23 protein-coding genes and 1 other annotated feature are annotated in these 22,479 nt (G+C 58.3%); all 23 genes read left to right on the top strand.

The features are described 5' to 3' along the window. Nucleotides 1–88 precede the first annotated feature (88 nt). The 23 genes from murA to CLV97_RS04470 all read left to right on the top strand — a co-directional run bounded on the left by murA (nucleotide 89) and on the right by CLV97_RS04470 (nucleotide 22,476). Entirely contained in the window at nucleotides 89–1,357 is a 1,269-nt protein-coding gene (gene murA, locus CLV97_RS04580) for a UDP-N-acetylglucosamine 1-carboxyvinyltransferase (protein ID WP_106344356.1), read from the top strand. 134 nt (nucleotides 1,358–1,491) lie between these two features. Then, complete coding sequence (locus CLV97_RS04575; protein WP_106344355.1) at nucleotides 1,492–2,223, top strand: cell division protein FtsQ/DivIB; 732 nt, start codon at nucleotides 1,492–1,494, stop codon at nucleotides 2,221–2,223. 171 nt (nucleotides 2,224–2,394) lie between these two features. Then, nucleotides 2,395–3,624, top strand: a complete 1,230-nt coding sequence (gene ftsA / locus CLV97_RS04570; protein WP_106344354.1) for a cell division protein FtsA — start codon at nucleotides 2,395–2,397, stop codon at nucleotides 3,622–3,624. A 51-nt stretch (nucleotides 3,625–3,675) separates the two neighbouring features. Next, complete coding sequence (gene ftsZ, locus CLV97_RS04565) at nucleotides 3,676–4,773, top strand: cell division protein FtsZ (RefSeq protein WP_106344353.1); 1,098 nt, start codon at nucleotides 3,676–3,678, stop codon at nucleotides 4,771–4,773. A gap of 156 nt (nucleotides 4,774–4,929) precedes the next feature. Next, complete coding sequence (gene spoIIGA, locus CLV97_RS04560) at nucleotides 4,930–5,838, top strand: sigma-E processing peptidase SpoIIGA (protein ID WP_106344352.1); 909 nt, start codon at nucleotides 4,930–4,932, stop codon at nucleotides 5,836–5,838. A 46-nt stretch (nucleotides 5,839–5,884) separates the two neighbouring features. Further along, nucleotides 5,885–6,607, top strand: a complete 723-nt coding sequence (gene sigE, locus CLV97_RS04555) for an RNA polymerase sporulation sigma factor SigE (protein ID WP_106344351.1) — start codon at nucleotides 5,885–5,887, stop codon at nucleotides 6,605–6,607. A gap of 83 nt (nucleotides 6,608–6,690) precedes the next feature. Beyond that, complete coding sequence (sigG, locus tag CLV97_RS04550) at nucleotides 6,691–7,464, top strand: RNA polymerase sporulation sigma factor SigG (protein WP_106344350.1); 774 nt, start codon at nucleotides 6,691–6,693, stop codon at nucleotides 7,462–7,464. Between the two features lie 83 nt (nucleotides 7,465–7,547). Further along, a complete protein-coding gene (locus tag CLV97_RS04545; RefSeq protein ID WP_106344349.1) occupies nucleotides 7,548–7,853 on the top strand; it encodes a YlmC/YmxH family sporulation protein in 306 nt (101 codons plus the stop codon). 51 nt (nucleotides 7,854–7,904) lie between these two features. Next, entirely contained in the window at nucleotides 7,905–8,729 is an 825-nt protein-coding gene (gene pgeF / locus CLV97_RS04540) for a peptidoglycan editing factor PgeF (RefSeq protein ID WP_245891373.1), read from the top strand. After that, nucleotides 8,729–9,418: a YggS family pyridoxal phosphate-dependent enzyme gene (locus CLV97_RS04535; RefSeq protein ID WP_106344348.1), complete on the top strand. Its 690-nt coding sequence runs from the start codon at nucleotides 8,729–8,731 to the stop codon at nucleotides 9,416–9,418. The genes pgeF and CLV97_RS04535 overlap by 1 nt, the downstream gene beginning before the upstream one ends. A gap of 35 nt (nucleotides 9,419–9,453) precedes the next feature. Beyond that, on the top strand, nucleotides 9,454–9,858 hold the full coding sequence (locus CLV97_RS04530) for a cell division protein SepF (protein ID WP_106344347.1): 405 nt from the start codon (nucleotides 9,454–9,456) through the stop codon (nucleotides 9,856–9,858). Between the two features lie 4 nt (nucleotides 9,859–9,862). Continuing rightward, nucleotides 9,863–10,141 (top strand): YggT family protein, encoded by a 279-nt coding sequence (locus CLV97_RS04525; RefSeq protein ID WP_106344346.1) that lies wholly within the window; start codon nucleotides 9,863–9,865, stop codon nucleotides 10,139–10,141. 53 nt (nucleotides 10,142–10,194) lie between these two features. After that, nucleotides 10,195–10,932, top strand: a complete 738-nt coding sequence (locus tag CLV97_RS04520) for a YlmH family RNA-binding protein (protein ID WP_170070355.1) — start codon at nucleotides 10,195–10,197, stop codon at nucleotides 10,930–10,932. Between the two features lie 172 nt (nucleotides 10,933–11,104). After that, a complete protein-coding gene (locus CLV97_RS19065; RefSeq protein WP_106344344.1) occupies nucleotides 11,105–11,890 on the top strand; it encodes a DivIVA domain-containing protein in 786 nt (261 codons plus the stop codon). A 78-nt stretch (nucleotides 11,891–11,968) separates the two neighbouring features. Beyond that, nucleotides 11,969–12,204, top strand: a binding site (T-box leader). A gap of 44 nt (nucleotides 12,205–12,248) precedes the next feature. Beyond that, nucleotides 12,249–15,029 carry an isoleucine--tRNA ligase gene (gene ileS / locus CLV97_RS04510; RefSeq protein WP_106344343.1) on the top strand — a complete coding sequence of 927 codons (2,781 nt, stop codon included), beginning with the start codon at nucleotides 12,249–12,251 and terminating at the stop codon, nucleotides 15,027–15,029. 180 nt (nucleotides 15,030–15,209) lie between these two features. After that, nucleotides 15,210–15,533, top strand: coding sequence for a DUF5665 domain-containing protein (locus CLV97_RS04505; protein WP_106344342.1), 324 nt, complete (start codon nucleotides 15,210–15,212; stop codon nucleotides 15,531–15,533). Nucleotides 15,534–15,552: 19 nt separating this feature from the next. Then, nucleotides 15,553–16,266: a TraR/DksA C4-type zinc finger protein gene (locus tag CLV97_RS04500; protein ID WP_106344341.1), complete on the top strand. Its 714-nt coding sequence runs from the start codon at nucleotides 15,553–15,555 to the stop codon at nucleotides 16,264–16,266. Between the two features lie 211 nt (nucleotides 16,267–16,477). After that, nucleotides 16,478–16,960, top strand: coding sequence for a signal peptidase II (lspA, locus tag CLV97_RS04495; RefSeq protein WP_106344340.1), 483 nt, complete (start codon nucleotides 16,478–16,480; stop codon nucleotides 16,958–16,960). After that, on the top strand, nucleotides 16,957–17,892 hold the full coding sequence (locus tag CLV97_RS04490) for an RluA family pseudouridine synthase (protein WP_106344339.1): 936 nt from the start codon (nucleotides 16,957–16,959) through the stop codon (nucleotides 17,890–17,892). The genes lspA and CLV97_RS04490 overlap by 4 nt, the downstream gene beginning before the upstream one ends. Nucleotides 17,893–18,082: 190 nt before the next feature. Next, entirely contained in the window at nucleotides 18,083–18,631 is a 549-nt protein-coding gene (gene pyrR / locus CLV97_RS04485; protein WP_245891372.1) for a bifunctional pyr operon transcriptional regulator/uracil phosphoribosyltransferase PyrR, read from the top strand. Between the two features lie 98 nt (nucleotides 18,632–18,729). Further along, nucleotides 18,730–20,103 carry a uracil permease gene (gene uraA / locus CLV97_RS04480; RefSeq protein ID WP_106344337.1) on the top strand — a complete coding sequence of 458 codons (1,374 nt, stop codon included), beginning with the start codon at nucleotides 18,730–18,732 and terminating at the stop codon, nucleotides 20,101–20,103. Nucleotides 20,104–20,254: 151 nt separating this feature from the next. Next, nucleotides 20,255–21,184: an aspartate carbamoyltransferase catalytic subunit gene (locus CLV97_RS04475; protein ID WP_106344336.1), complete on the top strand. Its 930-nt coding sequence runs from the start codon at nucleotides 20,255–20,257 to the stop codon at nucleotides 21,182–21,184. Further along, nucleotides 21,181–22,476, top strand: coding sequence for a dihydroorotase (locus CLV97_RS04470; RefSeq protein WP_106344335.1), 1,296 nt, complete (start codon nucleotides 21,181–21,183; stop codon nucleotides 22,474–22,476). The genes CLV97_RS04475 and CLV97_RS04470 overlap by 4 nt, the downstream gene beginning before the upstream one ends. Nucleotides 22,477–22,479: the final 3 nt, after the last annotated feature.

The following is a 22,479-nucleotide window of genomic DNA, read 5'->3' as shown; positions in this document are numbered from 1 at the left end:
CATCAAGGGGGGATCAGCTGCGCTTGCCTTGCGATCCTGGGCCGTTTGGGAGGGGGCTGACGGCGGATTTGTAAACGGGGGTGGAACATTGGAACAATTTGTCATTGAAGGCGGAAAACCTCTGTACGGAACGGTCCGCATCCATGGTGCCAAAAACGCGGCCCTGCCCATCCTGGCTGCCACGCTTCTGACCGGAGGCATTCATGAAATTCACGATGTTCCCCGGTTGAAGGACATCGAAGTGATGGGCCGCATTTTGGGAGCGCTGGGCGCCCGCTTTTCGAGGGCCGGAACCCGGATCCAGGTGGATGCATCCACGCTGCGGACCTGTCACATTCCCGATGTTTTGATGCGTCAGATGCGTTCTTCCATCTTTCTGATGGGGCCGCTGCTGTCCCGGTTGGGGGAAGTGAGCGTGACTCGTCCGGGAGGATGCGCCATCGGCAGCCGTCCCATCGATCTCCATCTCTACGGTTTGCAGAGCTTGGGGGCGCATATTGAGGAGAAGGACGGCCTGATCCGCTGTTCCGCCAGCAAATTGACCGGGGCGACGATTCACTTTAAAACTCCCAGCGTGGGAGCCACGGAAAATGTCATGCTGGCGGCGGTGAAGGCGGAGGGCACGACGGTGATCCGCAACGCCGCGCGGGAGCCGGAGATTGTCGATCTCCAGTCCTTTTTGAACCGGATGGGTGCGGATGTCCAAGGGGCCGGGACGGACACGATCATCATTCATGGGGTTCGGGAGCTTCACCCCGCTTCCCACGAAATCATCCCGGACCGCATCGTTGCCGGAACCCTGGCCGTGGCTGCGGCGGCTGCGGGGGGCGAGGTGACGCTGACCAACACGATTCCCGATCATCTCCGTTACACCCTACACCTGCTGAACAAGGCGGGTGTGAGCGTCAGCCCCGACGGGGATGCGATCCGCATTCGATCCGACGGCCGCCACCGGGCGGTGGGACGGATCGAAACCCAGCCCTATCCCGGTTTTCCCACCGACATGCAGCCGCAAATGATGGCCTTCCTCTGCCTGGCGGATGGGACCAGCGTCATTTGCGAGCGGATCTTCGACGCCCGACTGAAGCATGTCAGCGAGTTGGCACGTATGGGAGCCGACTTGACGGTGGAAGGCAATACCGTTTGGATTCGCGGGGTTCCCCATCTGACCGGTGCGGATGTGGAAGCGACCGATCTGCGGGCGGGAGCGGCTCTGGTGGTCGCGGGCCTGTCCGCGAGGGGAGTCACCCGGGTCGGCGGCGTTCAACACATTGACCGGGGATATGAAGGATTGGAAGAAATGCTAAGTTCCCTGGGAGGAAGAATTTACCGAAATTCTCGTTCCGATTCCGATTGACACAGCGGCACGCTACGTGCAGCTGTTTTTTGTGCCCTGGGCGGGCTTGACAATTTCCGTTTTTTTGAATTAAGCTGGGGAAAAGCCGCAGCGTTGCCCCTGTGGCAGAATGGGGCAAAGGGGGAAAATGCGCAATGGACGATCGGGTGCCGCCTTACCGGGAACTTCCCGGGCAGAACCCTCCCCCGTCCCGATGGGCCGTTCCCTTCACCCTTCTTTTTTTCACCTCGCTGTTGATCGCCTTTTTTTTGCACTCTCCATTGGGAAAAGTGGAAACAATCGTCATTGAAGGAAATCGTTTGCTGAGCAAACAGGAAATCCTGGATGAAATCCGCCTGAAAAAGGGGGCTTCTTTTTTTCGATGGAATGCCCGAAGGGCGGAACAGGTCCTCGAGGATATGCCTGAAATCGACGATGCGACGGTGGACAAGTCCTTCCCGGGGACGATCCGAATCCGCATCAGGGAAAGCCGTCAGGTTGCCCTCTGGAAGCAGGAGGACAAGCTGGTTCCCGTTCTCGCCAACGGTCGGTTTTTGACGAAGCGCCCTTGGGGGGAGCGGCCGCCTTCCGTACCGGTCCTTTCCGATTGGGGATCGAAAATGGAGGAAGGGGCGGCATTGGCCCGGGAATTGGGGCTCCTGCCCCGGAACAGGCTGGAGGAGATTTCCGAGATCCGTCCCGGAGTGGATCCGGTCTATCGCGACGTGGTTCGCGTCCATACGCGATGGGGGCACGAAGTCCGGTTGAGAATCAAGGAGTTTCATAAGAAAATGGAGTTGTACTCCGACTTTCGCCACCATCCTCCAGGAACGCTTTATCTCATCGACTCGATTCGCTTTGTTCCGGAACGACGGGGAGGGGAGTAGGCGGGCAATTTTTACCTGTTTACGGACTTTTAAACAAAAAATAGGGATAGAAAGAGGGGAAACCCTTTCCGGTGTTGAATACATGAACCAGCGAAAGTTTCCCTTGTCCCCCCTTTGGGAAACGCCTCCCCATTTTCCACCACCACTTTCGGGCAAGGAGGTGCCCATCATTTGCGCGGAGATTACATCGCCACATTAGATATCGGATCATCCAATGTACGAGTGATCGTGGCCGAAATTGAAAACGGAAAATCGCACATTGCCGGAATCGGTTCGGCAATCTCCAGGGGGATGAAGAAGGGAGCGATCATCGACATCGACCATACCGTCGAGTCCATCCAGGAAGCGGTGGACAAGGCGGAGCAAATGGTTGGGATAGACATCTCCGACGTGTACGTGGGGATTTCCGGGGATCATATCTCTCTGCAGCCCAGTCATGGAGTTGTCGCCGTTTCCAGCGAAAGCCGAGAGATCGGAAGTCACGACATCGAACGGGTCCTTGAGGCCTCGCGCATGACTGCGTTGCCGCCGGAGCGGGCCATCATCGAAGTGGTCCCGAAGCAGTTCATCGTCGACGGCCTCAGGGGAATTCGGGATCCCTCCCGCATGATCGGCGTTCGTCTCGAAGTGGATGCCATCCTCGTCACGGGCACCAAGACCATCATTCACAACGTCTTGCGTTGTGTGGAACGAGCCTCCCTCACAGTTGCAGGAATAGTCCTGCTTCCCCTTGCAGCCGGCGAATATTGCCTTTCTCCCGACGAGAAGAACCTGGGTGTCGTCTTTGCGGATATCGGAGGTGGAACGACCTCGCTCGCCATTTTTGAGCAGGGTCATTTGGCCGCAACCGCCGTGGTTCCGATTGGGGGGGAGTACATAACAAACGACATCGCCATTGGACTTCGTACCCAGAAGGAGACGGCGGAGCAGTTAAAAAGGAAATACGGGGTTGCGTCCGTCGAACACGCTTCAAGCGATGTGACATTTCCGGTTTCGTCCATCGGCAACCGGGAAAAGACAATAAGCCAAGTCGATTTGGCTCACATCATCGAACCGCGGGTGGAAGAGATCTTTCATCTGATTCGTCAAAGGGTCGAATCTCTCGGGTTTTCCGGTGAACCAGCCGGTGGTTATGTGTTGACGGGTGGGGCGGTGTCGATTCCCCACATGTTGACGGTGGCACATCAGTCCCTTGGACCGGCGGTCCGCATCGCCACCCCGACGGAAGCGGGTGTCAAGGATCCCTCATTCACGGGAGGGGTGGGCATGGTCCATTATCTTCTCAGGGGACCGCTGAACCGGCAGGTTTCTTCCAGTTCGGAAAAACCCACCCGGCAGAAGAGTCAGCGGGGTCCCTCACCCCTGGAACGGATGAAGAAATGGTTGAGCGAGTTCATCTGAAGTAGCAATCCTTTACACTTCGGGAGATCGACAAAAATGGAGGGACATGCGATGTTGGAGTTTGATATGGATGTGGAACAAATTGCCCAAATCAAAGTGATTGGCGTCGGCGGGGGCGGCAGCAATGCTGTCAACCGGATGATCGAGGCGGGGGTGCAGGGTGTTGAATTTATCGCCGTCAACACCGATGCCCAGGCGCTCAACAACTCCTTGGCTCCGATCAAGTTGCAGATCGGGGAAAAGCTGACGAGAGGGTTGGGTGCCGGGGCAAACCCGGAGATCGGCAAAAAAGCGGCGGAGGAAAGCCGTGAAAGCATTGAAAATGTTCTCAAGGGGGCGGATATGGTCTTTGTGACCGCCGGAATGGGCGGAGGAACAGGGACAGGAGCCGCTCCTGAGATTGCGGCGATTGCCCGGGAGCTGGGGGCCCTCACGGTCGGAGTCGTCACCCGTCCCTTCACCTTTGAAGGGAGAAAACGTTCGCTCCAGGCCGAGCAGGGCGTCGCAGCCCTGAAGGAAAAGGTGGACACCCTGATCGTAATTCCCAACGATCGCCTGCTGGAGATCGTGGATAAAAATACTCCGATGCTGGAGGCCTTCAGGGAAGCGGACAATGTGTTGCGCCAAGGGGTGCAGGGCATCTCGGATCTGATCGCGGTTCCCGGGCTGATCAACCTCGATTTTGCCGACGTGAAGACGATCATGACCGAGCGGGGATCGGCCCTGATGGGGATCGGCACCGCCACCGGCGAAAATCGGGCGGCGGAGGCGGCGAAAAAGGCCATTTGCAGCCCGCTGCTTGAGACTTCCATTGACGGGGCCCGGGGGGTGCTGATGAACATCACCGGGGGAACCAATCTCAGCCTCTATGAGGTGAATGAATCGGCGGACATCGTCGCGTCGGCCGCCGATCCGGAAGTGAACATGATTTTCGGGGCGGTGATCAATGAGGATCTCAAGGACGAGATCATCGTGACGGTGATCGCCACCGGTTTTGACCATAAAAACCAGGAGGAGGCTCCGCGGAGAAAACCGCACATGGATGTGCGGGACGATAAACCCTCCAAGGGGTTGGTCATCACCTCCTATTCGGAAAATGACGATCTGAACATCCCCACCTTCCTGCGCAATCCCCGGCGCAAAAAATAGCCCGCCGGCGCGCCCGCCGAAAATCGGCGGGCGCTGTTTTTTTACTCCCAACGTTCGACGAAAAAAGTTGGATTTTAACGCAAGTTTAGACAGACTTTGAAATATAGATTGTAATATACTGTTTTCACCAAGCTGTCGGGAGAAGGGGGGCAGTGGATGGTCATCTATGCGGACATGGTCTTCCTCTTCAACCTGTGCGTCGACGGGTTGATTCTGTGGATGACCTCGGCCATCCGCCGTCAACCCACTAGATGGTGGCGGATCCTGCTGGCGTCCGCCCTCGGGGCGGGATATTCGGTCATGCTCCTGTGGCCGGTCTTTTCCGTCGCCTTCGTCCTTCCGCTGAAGGTGCTCGTTTCGGTGATCATGGTATGGACCGCCTTCGGTTTTTCCTCTCCCGTCGCCTTTTTGCGGAGCGTCGTGGTGTTTTACCTGGTTTCCTTTGTGATGGGAGGGGCCATGTTCGCCCTGCATTACTTCGTCACCGGAAGCGGACAGGTGGAGGGAGGAGTGTTTTTCACCCAATTCACGGGATGGGGCTCTCCCGTTTCCTGGCTGTTCGTATTGGTTGCCTTTCCGATCGTTTGGCTGTACACGCGCCACGCTTTCCGCTCTCTCCAGGAACGGCAGGCCGTTCATCAGTTCCTGGTTCCCCTCTCCATCGATCTGGGGGGAAAGAGCCTGGAATGCACCGGTTTGATCGACACGGGCAACCAACTCCGGGATCCCCTGACGCGGACGCCCGTCATCATGGTGGAATTGAGGGCTGTCGCCCCGTGCCTTCCCGACGAGCTGGTGGCTTATACGCAAAACGGGGATTGGTCCTCCGACTGGCCTTCCCTTCCGCAGGAGTGGATGACCCGGATCCGGCTCATCCCCTTCCGGGGGGCGGGAAGCCGCGGGGGCATGATGATCGCCCTGAAGCCTGATCGAATCATGATCTGCACCGGCGGGGTGTGGCACGAGGTGGAGCGGGCGCTGCTCGGTCTGGATAGCGGTCGCCTTTCCTCAGACGGCAGTTATCATGCGATCATTCATCCCGCCTGCCTGCCGGCGGTAGGTTGAGCTTCGGGCGATCCAACCCTGAAAACTGTACAAGGAGGTCGGATTGATGCTGGTCAGGTGGAAATTGGCCATCCAATTGTTCTGGTACCGGCTCCTGATCATCTTGGGTTTCAGGGGGGAAGAGATCTATTACATCGGAGGGAGCGAAGCGCTTCCCCCGCCGCTTACCCGGGAGGAAGAGGAGATTTTGCTGGAGAAGCTCCCGAGCGGAGACGCGGCCGTCCGGGGGATGCTGATCGAGCGCAACCTTCGGCTGGTTGTCTATATTGCGCGGAAGTTTGAAAATACCGGGATCAACATTGAAGACCTGGTTTCCATCGGAACCATCGGCTTGATCAAAGCGGTCAACACCTTTGATCCCAGTAAGAAGATCAAGCTTGCCACTTATGCCTCCCGCTGCATTGAGAACGAGATCCTGATGTTTCTTCGGCGCAACAACAAGGTGCGTTCCGAAGTCTCCTTCGACGAACCCCTCAACACCGACTGGGACGGAAATGAGCTGCTTCTTTCGGATGTGTTGGGAACGGAGGACGACATCATCTATCGAAACATCGAAGAGGAAGTGGACCGCACCATTCTCCGGGACGCCCTCAACAAATTGTCGGACAGGGAAAGGGAAATCATGGAACTCCGCTTCGGACTCAACGGGGGTGAGGAGAAGACGCAGAAGGATGTGGCCGATCTCTTGGGAATTTCCCAATCTTACATTTCCAGGCTGGAAAAGAGAATTATTAAGCGGCTCCGCAAGGAATTTAACAAAATGGTGTAAATGTCTGACCCTCTCCGGGTGAATTATAAATTTCCCTCCTCAGGAGATACTGTCAAGTAATGCTTCCCTGAGGAGGGTTATCCATGGCGCGAAACAAAGTTGAAATCAGCGGAGTGGATACATCCAAACTGCCGGTACTGACCAATGAACAAATGCGGGAATTGTTTCGGGCATACCAGGCCGGGGACCGATCTGCCAGGGAAAAGCTGGTAAACGGCAACCTTCGGTTGGTCCTCAGCGTGATTCAGCGTTTCAACAACCGGGGAGAAAACGCCAACGATCTGTTTCAAGTGGGTTGTATCGGCTTGATGAAAGCAATCGACAACTTCGATCTGGGTCAGAACGTCAAATTCTCCACCTATGCCGTACCGATGATCATCGGGGAGATTCGCCGTTATCTCCGCGACAACAACCCGATCCGCGTGTCCCGCTCCCTGCGTGATATCGCCTACAAGGCCCTGCAGGTTCGGGATTCGCTCACGAACCGGTTTTCCCGTGAGCCGACCATCATGGAGATTGCGGAAGCGATGGGGGTCTCCAAGGAAGAGGTGGTGTTTGCCCTGGATGCCATTCAGGATCCCGTTTCCCTGTTTGAACCCATCTATCAGGACGGGGGAGACCCTATCTATGTGATGGACCAGTTGAGCGATGACCGGCAGAAGGATATTTACTGGGTGGAAAAGATTGCTCTCCGGGAAGCGATGAACAAACTGAACGATCGGGAAAAGGCGATTTTATCCATGCGATTTTTTGAGGGAAAAACGCAGATGGAAGTGGCGGAGGAGATCGGGATCTCCCAGGCCCAGGTCTCCCGCCTGGAAAAGGCGGCCATTCAGCAAATGCAGAAGTACATATGACGGGCCGTGCCCGTCTTGGCCGCGTACATTTTTCCGATCGGGCTCATATACTTGAAGTAAACGACTAAAGCAAGGTGAGCCCGATGATCAAGATTTCCGAATTGCAGTCCAAAGATGTGGTCAGCATCACGGATGGCCGAAAGCTTGGGCAGATTCACGATTTGGAGCTGGATCTCAGGGAGGGTCAAATCACGGCGTTGGTGGTTCCGGGAGAATCCCGGTTTTTTGGATGGATGTCCGGGGGGAAAGAGTGGGTGATCCCCTGGAATCAGATCGTCAAAATCGGTGCCGACGTGATACTGGTTCGCCTGGATCCCCAGACTTTGGAAGAGGAGCCGTCGCCGAAACCGCTTCTTAACCGTCCATCCGACAATTATCGACCTACTTAACCCTTGTCTCCTCTCCGATATGTGGTAAGATAGGATAAAGGAGGGGAGGACGTGGAACCTTTTCGGTACCGGGAAGATGCGAAGATTCCCTGTTTTTCTTTACATCCCTGGGAAAATGCTTTTCCCAACCTCGTCGCGGGGATGAGCGCCCGCAAGGCATCCCCGGACCCGTACCGGCACAACTATGCACTTCACGTCGGAGATGACCCGGACCGTGTACGGTTGAACCGTCAGAAGCTGGCTGAGCAGCTGGGGATGTCCTTTTCCGCTTGGACCTGCGGGGAGCAGGTACACGGCGCGGATATCGCAGAAGTCTCCTCCGAGGATCGCGGAAAAGGTCGGAACTCGCTGGAAACCGCCCTGCCCTCCGTTGACGGTTTGCTTACGGACCAAGAAGACATACTGCTTACCTCCTTTTATGCCGATTGTGTTCCTCTCCTGTTTTACAGTCCGGATTCAAGCATCATCGGGTTGGCCCATGCGGGATGGAGGGGGACCGTGGGCAGAATCGGTCCGCGAATGGTGGAAAAGATGGTCCGGCGGGGAGCGAAACGCGAGGGCATTCTCGCGGCGATCGCCCCGTCCATCGGCGGTTGTTGCTACGAAGTGGACGAGCATGTCGTGGGTCCCTTGAGTCAATCCCTTTCCGATCTGTCAGGAGTTATCAATCCATCCCGACCGGGTCGATGGATGTTGGATCTGAAGGCAGCCAACCGAAAACTGTTGCTTGAGGCCGGGATCCGGGAAGAAAATCTCCTGGTCAGCGGATGGTGCACCTCTTGTCACGAGGAGCATTTCTTTTCTCACCGCCGGGATCAGGGACGGACCGGTCGCATGGTGGCGTGGATCGGTATGCGGAAAGGAAGGAAGGTGTAATGGACGAACTTCGGCGACGCTGGAATGGGATCAAGGAAGAAATCGAAGCAGCCTGCCGTCGATCGGGCCGCGATCCCCGGGAAGTCCGGGTTGTGGCGGTGACCAAGTATGTGGATTCGGAAACGATCCGACAAGTGTTGGATATGGGGCTGAGGGACATCGGCGAAAGCCGGGTGCAGGAAGCGGTTCCGAAGTGGAAAGCCCTTGAGGGCCGCGGCGATTGGCATTTCATCGGCCATCTGCAGCGGAACAAGGTGAAGGATGTGGTCACCCGATTTACATATATTCACTCGCTTGACCGCTATTCCCTGGCCGAGGAGATCAACCGGCGGGCCAGGCAGGTTGACCGCAAAATGCGCTGTTTCATTCAGGTCAACGTTTCCGGAGAGGAGTCGAAATTTGGCCTGCCTCCGAGTGAAGTGGCCGAATTTGCGCGGGAGGTGGCGCAGCTCCCTTACATCCAGCTGGAGGGATTGATGACGATGGCTCCTCGTTCGGACAATTCTGAAGAAGTCCGCCCCATCTTTCGGCGTCTGCGGGAGATCCGGGATGAGATTCGCCTCTCCGGAGACCCGAGGCTCAGGCTTCCTCACTTATCGATGGGGATGTCGCAGGATTACACGGTCGCCGTGGAAGAAGGGGCCACGTGGCTTCGTCTGGGATCGGTCCTGGTTGGCGAATCGCGGTGAGGGCGAGTAGGGAGGCGGTTCCGATCGGCAACTTTATGGATCGAATCATGGGTTTTTTCGGGATTCCCGAGGATGATGTTCTGGAGGAGGTAGAGGAAACAGAATCCGGACAGCCCCAGGGGCGGGGGCGGAACAAAGTGGTTTCCCTCCACACCCAGAAGCAGATCCGTGTCGTTCTGTCCGAGCCGCGTTCCTACGAAGAGGCTCAGGAAATCGCCGACAATCTGAAGAGCCACCGCCCAGTGGTCGTCAATCTTCAGCGAGTCCGCAAGGAACAGGCCATCCGAATCATCGACTTTCTCAGCGGCACGGTTTACGCGCTCGGAGGGAGCATTCACAAACTGGGGAGCCACATCTTCATGTGCACCCCGGCCAACGTGGACATACAGGGAACAATCTCCGACATGCTGAATGAAGACACGAAAGATTTGTTGAGGTGACCCGATGGATATCGTTTTCGAGCTAGTCTCATGGGGTTTCTACGCCTACTACCTGCTGATTTTCATCTACATCATCATGTCCTGGATTCCGCAGGCGCGGGAATCGGCGGTGGCTTACGCGATTGCCCGGTTGGTGGAACCGTATCTGTCGGTGTTCAGGAGCATCATTCCGCCCATCGGCATGATCGACATCTCCCCGATTGTGGCCCTCATCGCCCTTCGCTTCGTTGAGCAAGGTGTCTACGCGATTCTCAAGTGGGTGCTCGGTCCCTTCATGTTATGAGCAGGCGGGAATCAGCGATCTGGGAGCATTTTCACCCCGAGGAGCATCCCTTTGTGGAGCGCGTTCTGGATTGGACCGACCGCGCAGCGCGCGGCCAGCCGGTCCGGACCCCGTTCCTCGATCCGCGGGGGAAGGCGATCGTCGAGTCTCTGGTCGGTCAAGGGGGGGAAATCCAGCCTTTCTTTGACGGAGGCTATGAAGGGGCTGAACGCTGCCGCTGCTTGATCGCTCCCTGGTGGATTTCCCCGAAGGAGGAGGCCTTCGGCTTGTCGTTCCTGTCCGTGCGGACTGGGAGACGATCCGGCCATCTTCGCCATCCGGACGTACTGGGGGCTCTGTTGGGATTGGGCATCAAGCGGGAGATGATCGGAGATATTCTCATTTCGCAGGATTCGCAGGAAGGGTGCTTTGTGATCGTCGCCCATGAAATCGCAGACTTTGTCGTCCTTCACTTGGATCGCATCGGCTCGGAATCGGTCTCTCTAGAGTTGTGCGACCGGGACGATTTGGTGGTGCCGGAACGCCGGGTGGAGCAGTGGACCGTCACGGTGGCTTCCCTGCGGGTGGATGCCCTGGTGTCCAGCGTCTTTCGCTTGTCCCGGGCCAAAGCCTCCGAGGCGATTCGCAGCGGAAAATGCCGGGTCAACTGGCAGGTGACGGAGGACCCTTCCCGCACGCTGGGGGAGGGGGATACCGTCTCCCTGCGGGGGTGGGGACGGTTTCGGGTCGACGCCGTGGAGGGAAAAACGAAAAAGGGAAGATTTCGGGTGAGGGTGGAGCAGCCGAGATGAAGGCCGGCCGAATTGGTACTTCATTCCGATTGAAAGGGTATTTTCCCCAAAAAAAAAGGAACGCAACCATTTTTTACCCGGAATTTGGACAAGTCGGTATGGCTTTCCGGCAGGATTTTTGTTAGTATTGTCGAATAGAGAACGTTGAAGCACTCCGGAGGAGGTGTCGATCATGCCGCTTACGCCATATGATATACACGATAAAGAGTTTAAACGCTCTTTCCGCGGTTATGATGTGGACGAAGTGAATGATTTCCTTGATCAGATTATCAAGGAGTTTGAATTCCTGATCCGGGAAAAGCAACAACTGGAACAACAGGTGGAAGAACTGCAGGCGGAATTGGAACGGGTGATGGAGGAGCAGTCGATGCAGGCTCCGGTTCCGTCGCGCGATACCCAGCAAGCAGCCCAACCGCCGCAGCGTTATCAGGAAACACAGGTTACTTCCACTTCCGCTCTGACTTCGATGGAACAGAGCATTCACAAATCGATTCGCGTGGCTCAGGAAGTGGCGGAGGAAGTTCGCCTGAACGCCAAGAAAGAGGCCGAGTTGATCGTCCAGGAGGCGGAGAAGAACGCCGACCGGATCATCAACGAGGCGCTGCAAAAGGCCCGGGCCATCCACAGCGAGCTGCTGGATTTGAAGCAAAAGGCGACGATTTACCGCGCCCGTTTCCGCACCTTGGTCCAGTCCCATCTCGATATCCTGGAGAACTCCGATTGGGAGTCCCTGGAGGAACTGGAGGAAGGGCTTGAGGAAGTGGGCAAACAGTTGGAGGAGTACACGGAACATCAGGAAATGGATGAGAACCAAGTCCCGATGGATAATTTCCATACCCAGGAATACGAATCGCCGGTCTTTGAAGATGAGCCCTCCTATGAGCTGGAAGAGGAGGATGAACCGAGGCGGGAGCTGCGACGCACTTCCCGTAAGCTGAAGAAAAAAGCGATGTTCTGATGATCATCGACGCAAGCTGCATATGATCCCTTGACACACCCCTTTGGGATGGGTATAATTGCCAAAAAACCAGTTCAGGTAAAGGCGAAGAACGGGACGAGTAGACAGAAAGCCTGCGGACCAGCGAATTAGGGTAGGGTGGAAGCCTAATCCAGACTTCTGTCCAAAATCCCCCGGGAGCCGTCGCCTGAAACTTTACCGGAGTAGGGCAGACCGGGTCATTCACGTTACGAATGAAAGAGCGGGTGCGTTTTTCCCTTTGTCGGAAAACGGACCTATTAGGGTGGTACCGCGGGAACCTTCTCGTCCCTAGGGGGATGGGGGAGGTTTTTTTCTTTTTATAGGAGAGTGAGAGAGCATGGATTACAGCCAAACCTTAAACTTGCCGAAGACCGATTTTCCCATGCGAGGCAACCTGCCCAAAAGGGAGCCGGAGATTCAAAAATGGTGGGATGAGATCAATATCTACCATCAGGTGCAGAAGCGGCGTCAGGGAAGGCCGAAGTTTGTGCTCCACGACGGGCCTCCCTATGCCAATGGCGATATTCACATCGGTCACGCCCTGAACAAGACCTTGAAGGATATCATTATCCGCTTCAAATCCCTTCAAGGCTACGATGCCCCCTATGTGCCCGGGTGGGACACCCACGGATTGCCCATCGAGCATGCGATCGTCTCCAAAAAGGGGATCGATCGGAAGAGGGTGGACCCCGTCCAGTTTCGGGAGATGTGCAAGGAATACGCCTTGTCCTTCGTCGAGAGGCAAAAGGAACAGTTCAAGCGGCTGGGCGTGCGCGGAGATTGGGAAAACCCCTATCTGACGCTGCGTCCCCGATACGAGGCGAGACAAATTCGCCTGTTCGGCGAGATGGTGCGAAAGGGGTACATTTACCGCGGGCTCAAGTCCGTGTACTGGTCTCCCTCTTCGGAAACGGCGTTGGCGGAGGCTGAAGTGGAATATCGGGACAAGCGTTCGCCGTCCATCTATGTCGCTTTCCCCGTCAAGGACGGCAAGGGCGTACTGCCTGAGGAGAATACGTCCGTGGTGATCTGGACGACGACTCCGTGGACGATACCCGCCAACCTGGGCATCGCCGTTCATGCCGATTTTACCTACACCCTCGTCCGCGCCGGGGAGCGTCAATATCTTTTGGCCGAAGAGCTGGTGGACGAGGTCATGGGGACGATCGGCATCGAAAGCTTCGAGCGGCTCGGCTCCTGGAAGGGAAGTGAACTGGAGGGGGTCGTCTGCCGGCATCCCTTCTACGACAGGGAAAGTCCGGTAATCCTCGGAGATCATGTCACCCTGGACGCAGGGACAGGCTGTGTACATACCGCCCCTGGTCACGGGGAGGAAGACTTCCTTCTGGGTCAGAAATACGGACTTGGAGTGCTGTGTCCGGTCGATGAAAAGGGCCGGTTTACCACGGAAGCCCCGGGTTTCGAAGGGATGTTCTACGACGACGCCAACAAGGCGGTCACGCAGAAGCTGGAGGAAGTGGGGGCCCTTCTGAAACTCAGCTTCATCACCCACCAGTATCCCCATGACTGGCGGACCAAGAAGCCGGTAATCTTCCGGGCGACGGAGCAATGGTTCGCTTCCATCGACGGCTTCCGCCAGCAGATGCTGGAGGCGATCAAGGATGTCAAATGGACGCCGTCCTGGGGTGAGGTCCGTATCGGCAACATGATCGCCGAACGGAGCGACTGGTGCATCTCCCGCCAGCGGGTATGGGGAGTTCCCCTGCCCATCTTCTACTGCAAGAAGTGCGATCACCCGCTGATCACGGAGGAGACGATCGACCGGATCGCGTCCATTTTCGAGAAGGAAGGATCCTCCGCCTGGTACGCCAAGGATGTGGAGGAGCTGCTTCCGCCGGGTACCCGCTGTCCGGAATGCGGCCATGATTCCTTCCGCAAGGAAACGGACACCATGGATGTCTGGTTTGATTCGGGGAGCAGCCATGCCGCTGTGCTGATGGAGGACGAGCGGCTCACTTGGCCGGCGGATCTCTATCTGGAGGGATCCGACCAGTACCGGGGATGGTTCAACTCTTCCCTGTCGACGGCGGTGGCCACCACCGGCCGGGCTCCCTACAAGGGTGTGCTGAGCCACGGTTTCACCCTGGACGGTGAAGGGCGGAAGATGTCCAAGTCCCTGGGCAACACGGTGGAGCCCAAGAAAGTGATCCAATCCTACGGAGCGGACATTTTGCGCCTCTGGGTGGCATCCGTGGAGTACCAGGCCGACGTGCGGATCTCTGACGACATCCTGAAGCAGATTGCCGAAGTGTATCGGAAGATCCGCAACACCTTCCGTTTCCTCCTGGGCAACCTGTATGATTTCGATCCCGCTTCACACCGGTTGAACTGGGAGGAGTTGAACGCGATCGATCGATACGCCCTCATCAAGCTGCAGCGTTTGATCGATCGGGTAACCAAGGCCTACGAGGGCTACGAGTTCCACCTGGTGTACCATTCGATCCACACCTTCTGCGCGGTATTTCTCAGCCAGTTCTATCTGGACGTGCTGAAGGACCGGCTGTACACGCAACCGGCGGACTCTAAGCTGCGCCGCTCCTCCCAGACGGCGATGTACGAGATTCTTCTCGCGCTGGTCAAAATGGTGAGCCCGATCATTCCCCACACGGCGGATGAAGTGTGGCGCCACATTCCCGGAACGGAGGAAGTCAGCGTACAGTTGACCGATTTCCCGACGGTTCGTACCGAATGGCTGACGGCTTCCCTCGAGGAAAAATGGGATCGATTCCTCGACCTGCGGGACGTGGTTCTCAAAGCCCTCGAGGAGGCACGTCGGGAAAAAATGATCGGCAATTCCCTCGGGGCGATGCTGACCCTTTATCCCTCGCGGGAGGTACGGGACCTTCTGGAAGGAATGGAGGAGAAATTGGAGCAGTTGTTCATCGTCTCCAAAGTGGAATTCGCTCCGCCCGAGGCGAAACCGGAAGGTCGCGTGTTCACCGAGGACGGTCTTTCCGTCCGCGTCTCGCCGTCGCCGGGAGAAAAATGTCAGCGCTGCTGGATGATTCTCCCTTCGGTCGGAAACGATCCCGACCATCCCGAGCTGTGCGACCGCTGTGTGGAAACGGTTCGCCAAGTAGGCATGCAGGCGGGATGAAGCGGCATCACCCCCTTCCCATGGAAGGGGGTTTTTGTTTTATAGCGGAGCCGACGGGCGATTCCGCGGGGCTCATGCCCAGGTACAAAGGAGCGGACATTTTTTGGCGGTGATTTTCTGGCGGAAAAAACCCGTGGGAAAGGGGTAATCTAAGGAAGAATTCGTTGGGGGGAAATCGGAATGAGCGGCGACGAAAAGGAACTGGAAGAGAGGTTGCGCCGAATCGATGAGCGGCTGAAGCGGATTGCCCGCCAGATGGAGATGGGTGAAATCGCCGAATATATTCAGCTGTTAAATCGCCCCAGGCGATTGATTTTGATCAACATCGTCGCCGGCATCGCCCGGGGGGTGGGTATCGCCATCGGGGTCACCCTGTTTACGGCAACAATCATCTACGGATTGCAGAAGCTGGGGGCGCTCAACCTTCCCATCATCGGGGATTTCATCGCGGAAATCGTCAAGATTGTGCAAGCCCAGCTGGAATTGGACGGAATCCAATATTGACCAGAAGGAGGAGCGATGGATGACGGAAGAGCAGATGTTGAAGTTGCGGGAGCAGCTGCTTGAAGAAAAGCGTCACCTGGAAAAACGGCTGAAGAAAAACCGAAATTACGGCCTGGAACAAGGCATGAACGATTCGATCGGGGAGCTGTCCGGCTACGACAACCACCCCGGAGACATCGGAACGGAGCTGTACGAGCGGGGGAAGGATCTGGCCCTGAACGCGGAGGACGAAGACCGGCTCAAGGAAATCCATCAGGCGCTGGACCGAATGGAGAGAGGGGAATACGGAATCTGTGCGGTGTGCGGCCGTGAAATCCCCGTCGAACGGCTGGAAGCGGTGCCCGAGACGGCCTATTGCGTGGAGCATGAGCCGGAGCGGACGGTTTCGGGAAGAAGGCCGGCGGAGGAAAAGGTGATCCATCCGCCCTTCGGAGAACACAGTTACGACGGCCTGGACCGCACCATGTACGATGCCGAAGACGCCTGGCAGGATGTGGAGAGGTATGGGACCTCCAATCCCCCGGACATGTATCCGGAGGGGAGAGACTACAATCGGCTTACCGTCGACCCGGATGAGAGGCGGGGATACGTGGACGATCTGGAGGCGGTGGCCGTCTCGGATCTGACGGGCCGCAGCAGCCAACCCCTTCCGGAAATCACCCGAAATCGTGCCCATGATCGGGCGGTCGAAAACGAAGCGGAAAAAGAGGATGAGGGCTGGGACCGGATCTAGAGGGACGGGGTGTGCGAAGGCCGAGGCTTCACCGCCGGGGCGCTTCGGCGGCACCCCCCTTGTTTCGGACGATCCCACTTCAAAAATGCAAAGGGCTGACGGATGCGCCCGGGGCGCTTCCCGTCAACTGTTGTTCCCCGAGGGACGCCTGTGCTAAAATTTAAGGGAGCGTGAGGCAGTTTACGCGAAGGTGGCGGGGAGGCAATCAACTTTGAGGTATTACGGGATTTCTCTGGCGGTTCTCCTGCTCGATCAGGTGACAAAATGGCTGGTTCTGGACCGGATGAAGCTCTATGAATCGATTCCCGTGGTGGACGGGATTTTTTACATTACATCGCATCGAAATCGAGGGGCCGCTTTCGGGATTTTGCAAAATCAGCAATGGTTTTTCATCCCTGTCACGTTAATCGTGGTGGCGGTCCTCATCTATTATTTGTGGGTTTTCCGTCGGGCGCGCCCCTTAGCTTCCTGGTCCTTTTCCCTGATCCTCGGCGGGGCCGTCGGCAATCTGATCGACAGGATACGGATGGGAGAAGTGGTGGACTTTCTGGATTTTCAACTGATCAATTATCCGATTTTCAACGTGGCCGATTCGGCGATCGTCATCGGCGTGGCCCTGTTTATTCTCGACATGATTAAAAACCCGGCCAAGGAAACCGGCAATCGATTTTCCGAAGTGAGGGACGGACGTTGACGGAAGGGGAAGAATGGCGAAATTGGGTAGTGGATGAAGGGGGAAACGGTCAGCGGATCGACAAATGGTTGGTTTCCCTCGACGGAGTGACCTGGTCCCGGATGATGGTCCAGGCTTGGATCCGCGCCGGTCGCGTCCGGGTGAACGGACGTGAGGTCAAGGTCAACTACCGGTTGAAGGAAGGGGAGACGGTGGCTCTATCCGTTCCCCCGGTGGAAGAGATACATATTGAACCGGAAGCGATTCCCCTGGACATCCGCTACGAAGATCAGGATGTCATCGTGGTCAACAAGCCGCGGGGCATGGTGGTCCATCCCGCACCGGGCAACCCCCGCGGGACGCTGGTGAATGCCCTGCTGGCCCACTGCAAGGACTTGTCCGGCATTGGCGGGGTGATCCGCCCGGGGATCGTGCATCGGATCGACAAAGACACCTCCGGTCTGATCATGGCCGCGAAAAACGACGAGGCGCACCAGGCGCTCGCCGCCCAATTGAAGGCGCATCGGGTGGAGCGGGTATACACTGCCGTGGTTCACCACGAAATTCCGCACGATCGGGGAACGGTGGACGCGCCGATCGGACGGGACCCCCACCATCGGCAACGCATGGCAGTGGTGCACCGGACGGGGAAGCGGGCAGTGACCCACTTTGTGGTCCGGGAACGATTCCGGGATGCCACCCTGATCGAATGCCGCCTCGAGACCGGGCGAACCCACCAGATTCGAGTGCACATGCAATATATCGGCCATCCGCTCATCGGGGATCTCGTCTACGGTCCGAAAAAGTGCCGCTATCCGATTCGGGGACAGGCCCTTCACGCCCGGGTCCTCGGCTTTGAACACCCCCGGACGGGCGAGCGGATTCGTCTGGAAGCGGAACTGCCCCAGGACATGGAGCGGCTTTTGGCCCAACTGCGGGCCGAGTCCCTGTAAAGGATTGGATAAAATTCTTTCTTGACAATGCACCAAATCTCGGAGATAATCCCTTTGAAGGAAAACCACCTTTAAACCCAGTCCCGTGAGGCTGGCAAGGGCCATATTCCGTGTTCGTTCGTCGGAAACGGCGGCTTCTTGCCCTGCGGGCGGGAAGCCTTTTTTGATGCAGACAGAAGGAGGAGGGCGAGTGGCTGCGGGAAAGATCATTCTGGATGAGGCGGCGATCCGCCGGGCTTTGACGCGGATTGCCCACGAGATCCTGGAGAGGAACAAGGGTGTGAAGGATTGCGTCCTGATCGGAATCCGGACCCGTGGCATCTACCTGGCCAGGCGGTTGGCGGACCGGATTCGGACGATCGAGGGCGAATCGGTGCCCGTTGGGGAGCTGGACATCACCCTGTATCGGGACGATTTGTCGGAGAAGGCGGAGCAGCCCGAGGTGCGGGGCACGGAAATCCCCTTCGAGATCCACGGGAAAAAGGTGATTTTGGTCGATGACGTCCTGTACACGGGTCGGACCGTGCGGGCGGCGATGGATGCGCTGATCGACCGGGGACGCCCCCAGATGATCCAGCTCGCCGTCCTGATCGACCGGGGGCACCGCGAATTGCCGATCCGTCCCGACTATGTGGGAAAAAACGTGCCCACCTCCCGGGATGAAGTCATCTCGGTCCTCGTTTCGGAATTTGACAAGGAAGATCAAGTGATTCTCGGAAAACGGAACACCCCCCTTTAAGGCGGTCCCGTGAGGCCGGCAAGGGAGGCGCTGATGGGTGTGCTGCGACCTCTTTGCCGGCCGGCAAAGAGGTTTTTTCATGACAGGAGGCGATTTGCATGAACAAGTCCATCGTGATGGATGTCCGCGAGCGGCCGAGGCCGCTTCAGTGGCTGGCGCTCAGCTTGCAGCACCTTTTTGCGATGTTTGGCGCCACGATTCTGGTTCCCGTCCTGACCGGGCTCAACCCGGCGGTGGCGCTTCTTTCCAGCGGTATCGGCACCCTGACGTACCTGATCGTGACCCGGGGAAAGATTCCCGCCTACCTGGGTTCGTCCTTCGCTTTCATCGTACCGATCATTACCGTGTCCCAGACGGAAGGAACGGGCGCCGCGCTGTTCGGCTGTTTTCTGGCCGGGCTGGTCTACGGCGTGGTCGCGCTCTTGATCTACCGGTTCGGTGTGGATTGGCTCCATCATCTGCTGCCGCCGGTGGTGATCGGATCAGTGGTGATCGTGATCGGTCTCGCCCTGGCCGGGGTGGCCGTCGACATGGCCAGCACGGAGCAGGTGACCCGGGAATTGCCGAAAACCGTGGAAGGGTTCCACTCCCTGCCCGGTACCGTGGAAAACGTGGATACGGAGGCGGGAACGGTCACCCTGAAGGTTTACTCCCTGAAACATTTCTCCGTCGCCTTGGCCACTTTGGCCATCGCCATCATCGCCAGCATCTTTTTCCGGGGCTTTTTGAACCTGATTCCGGTGTTGATCGGAATCGTCGGAGGATACGGGGTGGCGGCTGCGGCCGGATTGGTGGACTTTACGCCGGTGAAGGAAGCGGATTGGTTTGCCCTGCCCTCCTTTGACACCCCGATCCTTTCCTGGAAAGCGGCTTTGGTCATCGTTCCGGTCGCCCTCGTGACCCTGGCGGAACACATCGGCCACCTGATGGTGACCAGCGGCATCATGAATCGGGATCTCGCCAAGGATCCGGGTCTCCACCGCTCCCTCCTCGGCGACGGGCTGGCCACATCCATCGCTGCTCTGTTCGGAGGTCCGCCCAACACCACCTACGGGGAGAACATCGGCGTGATGGCGATCACCCGCATCTTCAGCGTGTACGTGATCGGCGGTGCGGCCCTCCTCGCCTGCAGCTTCGCCTTCATCGGCAAGCTCTCGGCCCTGATTTCCACGATTCCGCCCGCCGTGATGGGAGGCGTGTCCATCCTCCTGTTCGGAATCATCGCCTCGGCGGGGTTGCGCATGCTGGTGGACGACAAGGTGGATTTCAGCGACCGCCGCAATCTGGTGATCGCCTCTGTCGTTCTGGTGATCGGAGTGGGCGGGGCCGCCCTGAAATTTGCGGGGATTCATCTCGAGGTGGAGGGGATGGCCCTGGCGACCATCGTCGGCATTCTGCTCAACCTGGTCCTCCCCAAATCCCAGCGGGAACAGGCTCCGGCGTTTGCGCAGACGGTCGGAAAATCGGGATAAAACGCATATACGAGACCATGCATCCTTTAATCCGGTCCCGTGAGGCCGGAAAGGGGCAAACGCTTCCGGTGCGATCGCGTTGTCGCACCGCATTCGCTCCTTCCGCGCCTGCGGAGGGAGCTTTTTTTGAACAAAAGGAGGAGGGGTTCGGATGGTGTTTGCACAGACGAGGCGCTTGCATCACCTGATCGACACGAAGGATCTGAGCCGGGAGGAGATCGACCACCTGCTCGAGCGGGCCCGGTACTGGGAGGGGAAGGGAGAAGCGGAGGAAAGTCCCTTCCGCGGCCGGTTTGCCGCCAACCTGTTTTTCGAACCCAGCACCCGGACGCGGTTCTCCTTTGAAGTGGCGGAGAGGCGACTCGGGATGGAGGTGCTCCGGTTTGAGGAAGGGACCTCCAGTACCGTGAAAGGGGAATCCCTCCTGGACACCCTGCGCACCCTGGAAGCCCTCGGCGTCGATGTGGCCGTGATCAGACGCGGCGCCCCCGACATCCTCGGGGAACTGGCCCGTCGCATCCGGGACATCCGCCTGGTAAACGCCGGGGAGGGGTGCACGGCCCATCCGACGCAAGCCCTTCTCGATTTGTACACCCTGCAGAAGCACTTCGGAGAGGTGAAGGGGCTCACTGTGGCGATGATCGGCGATCTCCGGCACAGCCGGGTGGTCCGCTCCAACCTGTGGTCCCTGAAAACGTTCGGCGCCCGGGTGATTCTGAGCGGGCCGGAATCGATGCGGGCGCCGGAGCTGGAGGAGTACGCTCCGTACGTCCCGCTGGAGGAAGCGATTCGTCAGGCGGACGCGGTGATGATGCTCCGGGTTCAGCTGGAACGGCACCGGGAAGCGCTGTTTTCGTCGGCGGAAGAGTACCACAGGGCCTACGGATTGACGGTGGAACGGTTTGCCCGCATGAGCCCCCACGCGGTCATTATGCACCCGGGTCCGGTCAACCGGGGAGTGGAGATCGCCGATGAGCTGGTCGAACATCCCCGTTCCAAAATCTTCGAGCAGATGGCCTGCGGCGTGCCGGTGCGGATGGCCGTACTGGAATGGGCGATGGAAGGAGGAGAGAGGGGATGAAAGCGCTGCTCCTCAAAAACGGACGCATTCTGGATCCCGCCACGGGAGATCTCGCTGATGCGGACATCCGGGTGGAAGGCGGCAAAATCGCGGCGATGGGCAGCGTCCTCCCCCGATCCGGGAGCGAAGTGATCGATCTCGGGGGTCGACTGGTCCTGCCCGGACTGATCGACCTGCACGTCCACCTTCGGGAGCCCGGATTTGAATGGAAGGAGACGATCGCGACGGGAACCCGGGCGGCGGCCCGCGGCGGTTTTACGACGGTGGCCTGCATGCCCAACACTCGTCCCGTGGCGGACAGTCCGGAGGTGATCCGTCGCATCCGGGAAACGGCCGATCGGGAAGGTTCGGTGCGCGTCCTTCCGATCGGAGCGATCACCCGGGGCGAACGCGGACGGGAGCTGACGGACATGGCCGCCCTGAAGGAAGCGGGCGCCGTCGCCGTTTCCGATGATGGAGTGGGCGTCCACGACAGCCGGGTGATGAGGGACGCGATGCGGATGGCCGCTTCTCTCGGCCTGCCGCTGGTGGCCCATTGCGAAGACGATTCCCTGGCCGCCGGTGGTTCCGTTCACGACGGCGACTTTGCGGCCCGGCACGGACTGAAGGGAATTCCGGGGGAAGCGGAATCGGTCCATGTCGCCCGGGACATCCTCCTCGCGGAAGCCACCGGGGTCCACTATCACGTTTGTCACATCAGCGACGCCAATTCGGTCCGTCTGGTGCGCGAGGCAAAGCGCCGCGGACTGAAGGTGACCGCGGAAGTGACACCCCATCACCTGCTCCTGTGTGAAGAAGATATCCCCGGACCGGATCCCGATTACAAGATGAATCCGCCCCTTCGTTCCCGGCGCGACCGAGCGGCCCTGATCGAAGGGCTGAAGGATGGAACCATCGATGTGATCGCCACCGATCACGCTCCCCACACCCCGGAAGAAAAAGGGGTGGGAATGGATCGGGCGCCCTTCGGCATCGTCGGTCTGGAAACGGCTTTTCCCCTGCTCTACACGCATCTGGTGCTGACCGGTGAGCTTTCCCTGGGGCGGCTGGCGGATCTGTTGACCCGCCGCCCGGCCCGGTTGTTCGGCCTCCCCTGGGGAGGGCTGACCGTGGGGAGTGACGCAGATCTGACGGTGATCGACCTGGAAGAGGAGCGAATAATCGATCCGGAGGCGTTTCTCTCCAAGGGTCGAAACACCCCCTTCGCCGGATGGCGGGTCAAGGGCTGGCCGGTTCTCACCCTGGTGGCGGGCCGGGCAGTCTGGGACGGTCTGGGGTTGGAGCCGAGATGATCG

It is taken from the genome of Planifilum fimeticola (assembly GCF_003001905.1).
Taxonomy (GTDB): domain Bacteria; phylum Bacillota; class Bacilli; order Thermoactinomycetales; family DSM-44946; genus Planifilum; species Planifilum fimeticola.
The sequence above is the reverse complement of the archived record's forward strand: the minus strand, read 5'-3'. Positions and strand labels throughout refer to the sequence as shown.

Bases quoted from the DNA above. Each gene is read 5' to 3' on its own strand.
- CLV97_RS04505 (WP_106344342.1), top strand. From the start codon at position 15,210: ATGAGCGGCGACGAAAAGGAACTGGAAGAGAGGTTGCGCCGAATCGAT.
- spoIIGA (WP_106344352.1), top strand. From the start codon at position 4,930: ATGGTCATCTATGCGGACATGGTCTTCCTCTTCAACCTGTGCGTCGAC.
- CLV97_RS04545 (WP_106344349.1), top strand. From the start codon at position 7,548: ATGATCAAGATTTCCGAATTGCAGTCCAAAGATGTGGTCAGCATCACG.
- uraA (WP_106344337.1), top strand. From the start codon at position 18,730: ATGAACAAGTCCATCGTGATGGATGTCCGCGAGCGGCCGAGGCCGCTT.
- sigG (WP_106344350.1), top strand. From the start codon at position 6,691: ATGGCGCGAAACAAAGTTGAAATCAGCGGAGTGGATACATCCAAACTG.
- CLV97_RS04530 (WP_106344347.1), top strand. From the start codon at position 9,454: ATGGATCGAATCATGGGTTTTTTCGGGATTCCCGAGGATGATGTTCTG.
- CLV97_RS04575 (WP_106344355.1), top strand. From the start codon at position 1,492: ATGGACGATCGGGTGCCGCCTTACCGGGAACTTCCCGGGCAGAACCCT.
- ileS (WP_106344343.1), top strand. From the start codon at position 12,249: ATGGATTACAGCCAAACCTTAAACTTGCCGAAGACCGATTTTCCCATG.
- CLV97_RS19065 (WP_106344344.1), top strand. From the start codon at position 11,105: ATGCCGCTTACGCCATATGATATACACGATAAAGAGTTTAAACGCTCT.
- CLV97_RS04535 (WP_106344348.1), top strand. From the start codon at position 8,729: ATGGACGAACTTCGGCGACGCTGGAATGGGATCAAGGAAGAAATCGAA.
- CLV97_RS04475 (WP_106344336.1), top strand. From the start codon at position 20,255: ATGGTGTTTGCACAGACGAGGCGCTTGCATCACCTGATCGACACGAAG.
- CLV97_RS04470 (WP_106344335.1), top strand. From the start codon at position 21,181: ATGAAAGCGCTGCTCCTCAAAAACGGACGCATTCTGGATCCCGCCACG.
- ftsZ (WP_106344353.1), top strand. From the start codon at position 3,676: ATGTTGGAGTTTGATATGGATGTGGAACAAATTGCCCAAATCAAAGTG.
- sigE (WP_106344351.1), top strand. From the start codon at position 5,885: ATGCTGGTCAGGTGGAAATTGGCCATCCAATTGTTCTGGTACCGGCTC.
- CLV97_RS04525 (WP_106344346.1), top strand. From the start codon at position 9,863: ATGGATATCGTTTTCGAGCTAGTCTCATGGGGTTTCTACGCCTACTAC.
- CLV97_RS04500 (WP_106344341.1), top strand. From the start codon at position 15,553: ATGACGGAAGAGCAGATGTTGAAGTTGCGGGAGCAGCTGCTTGAAGAA.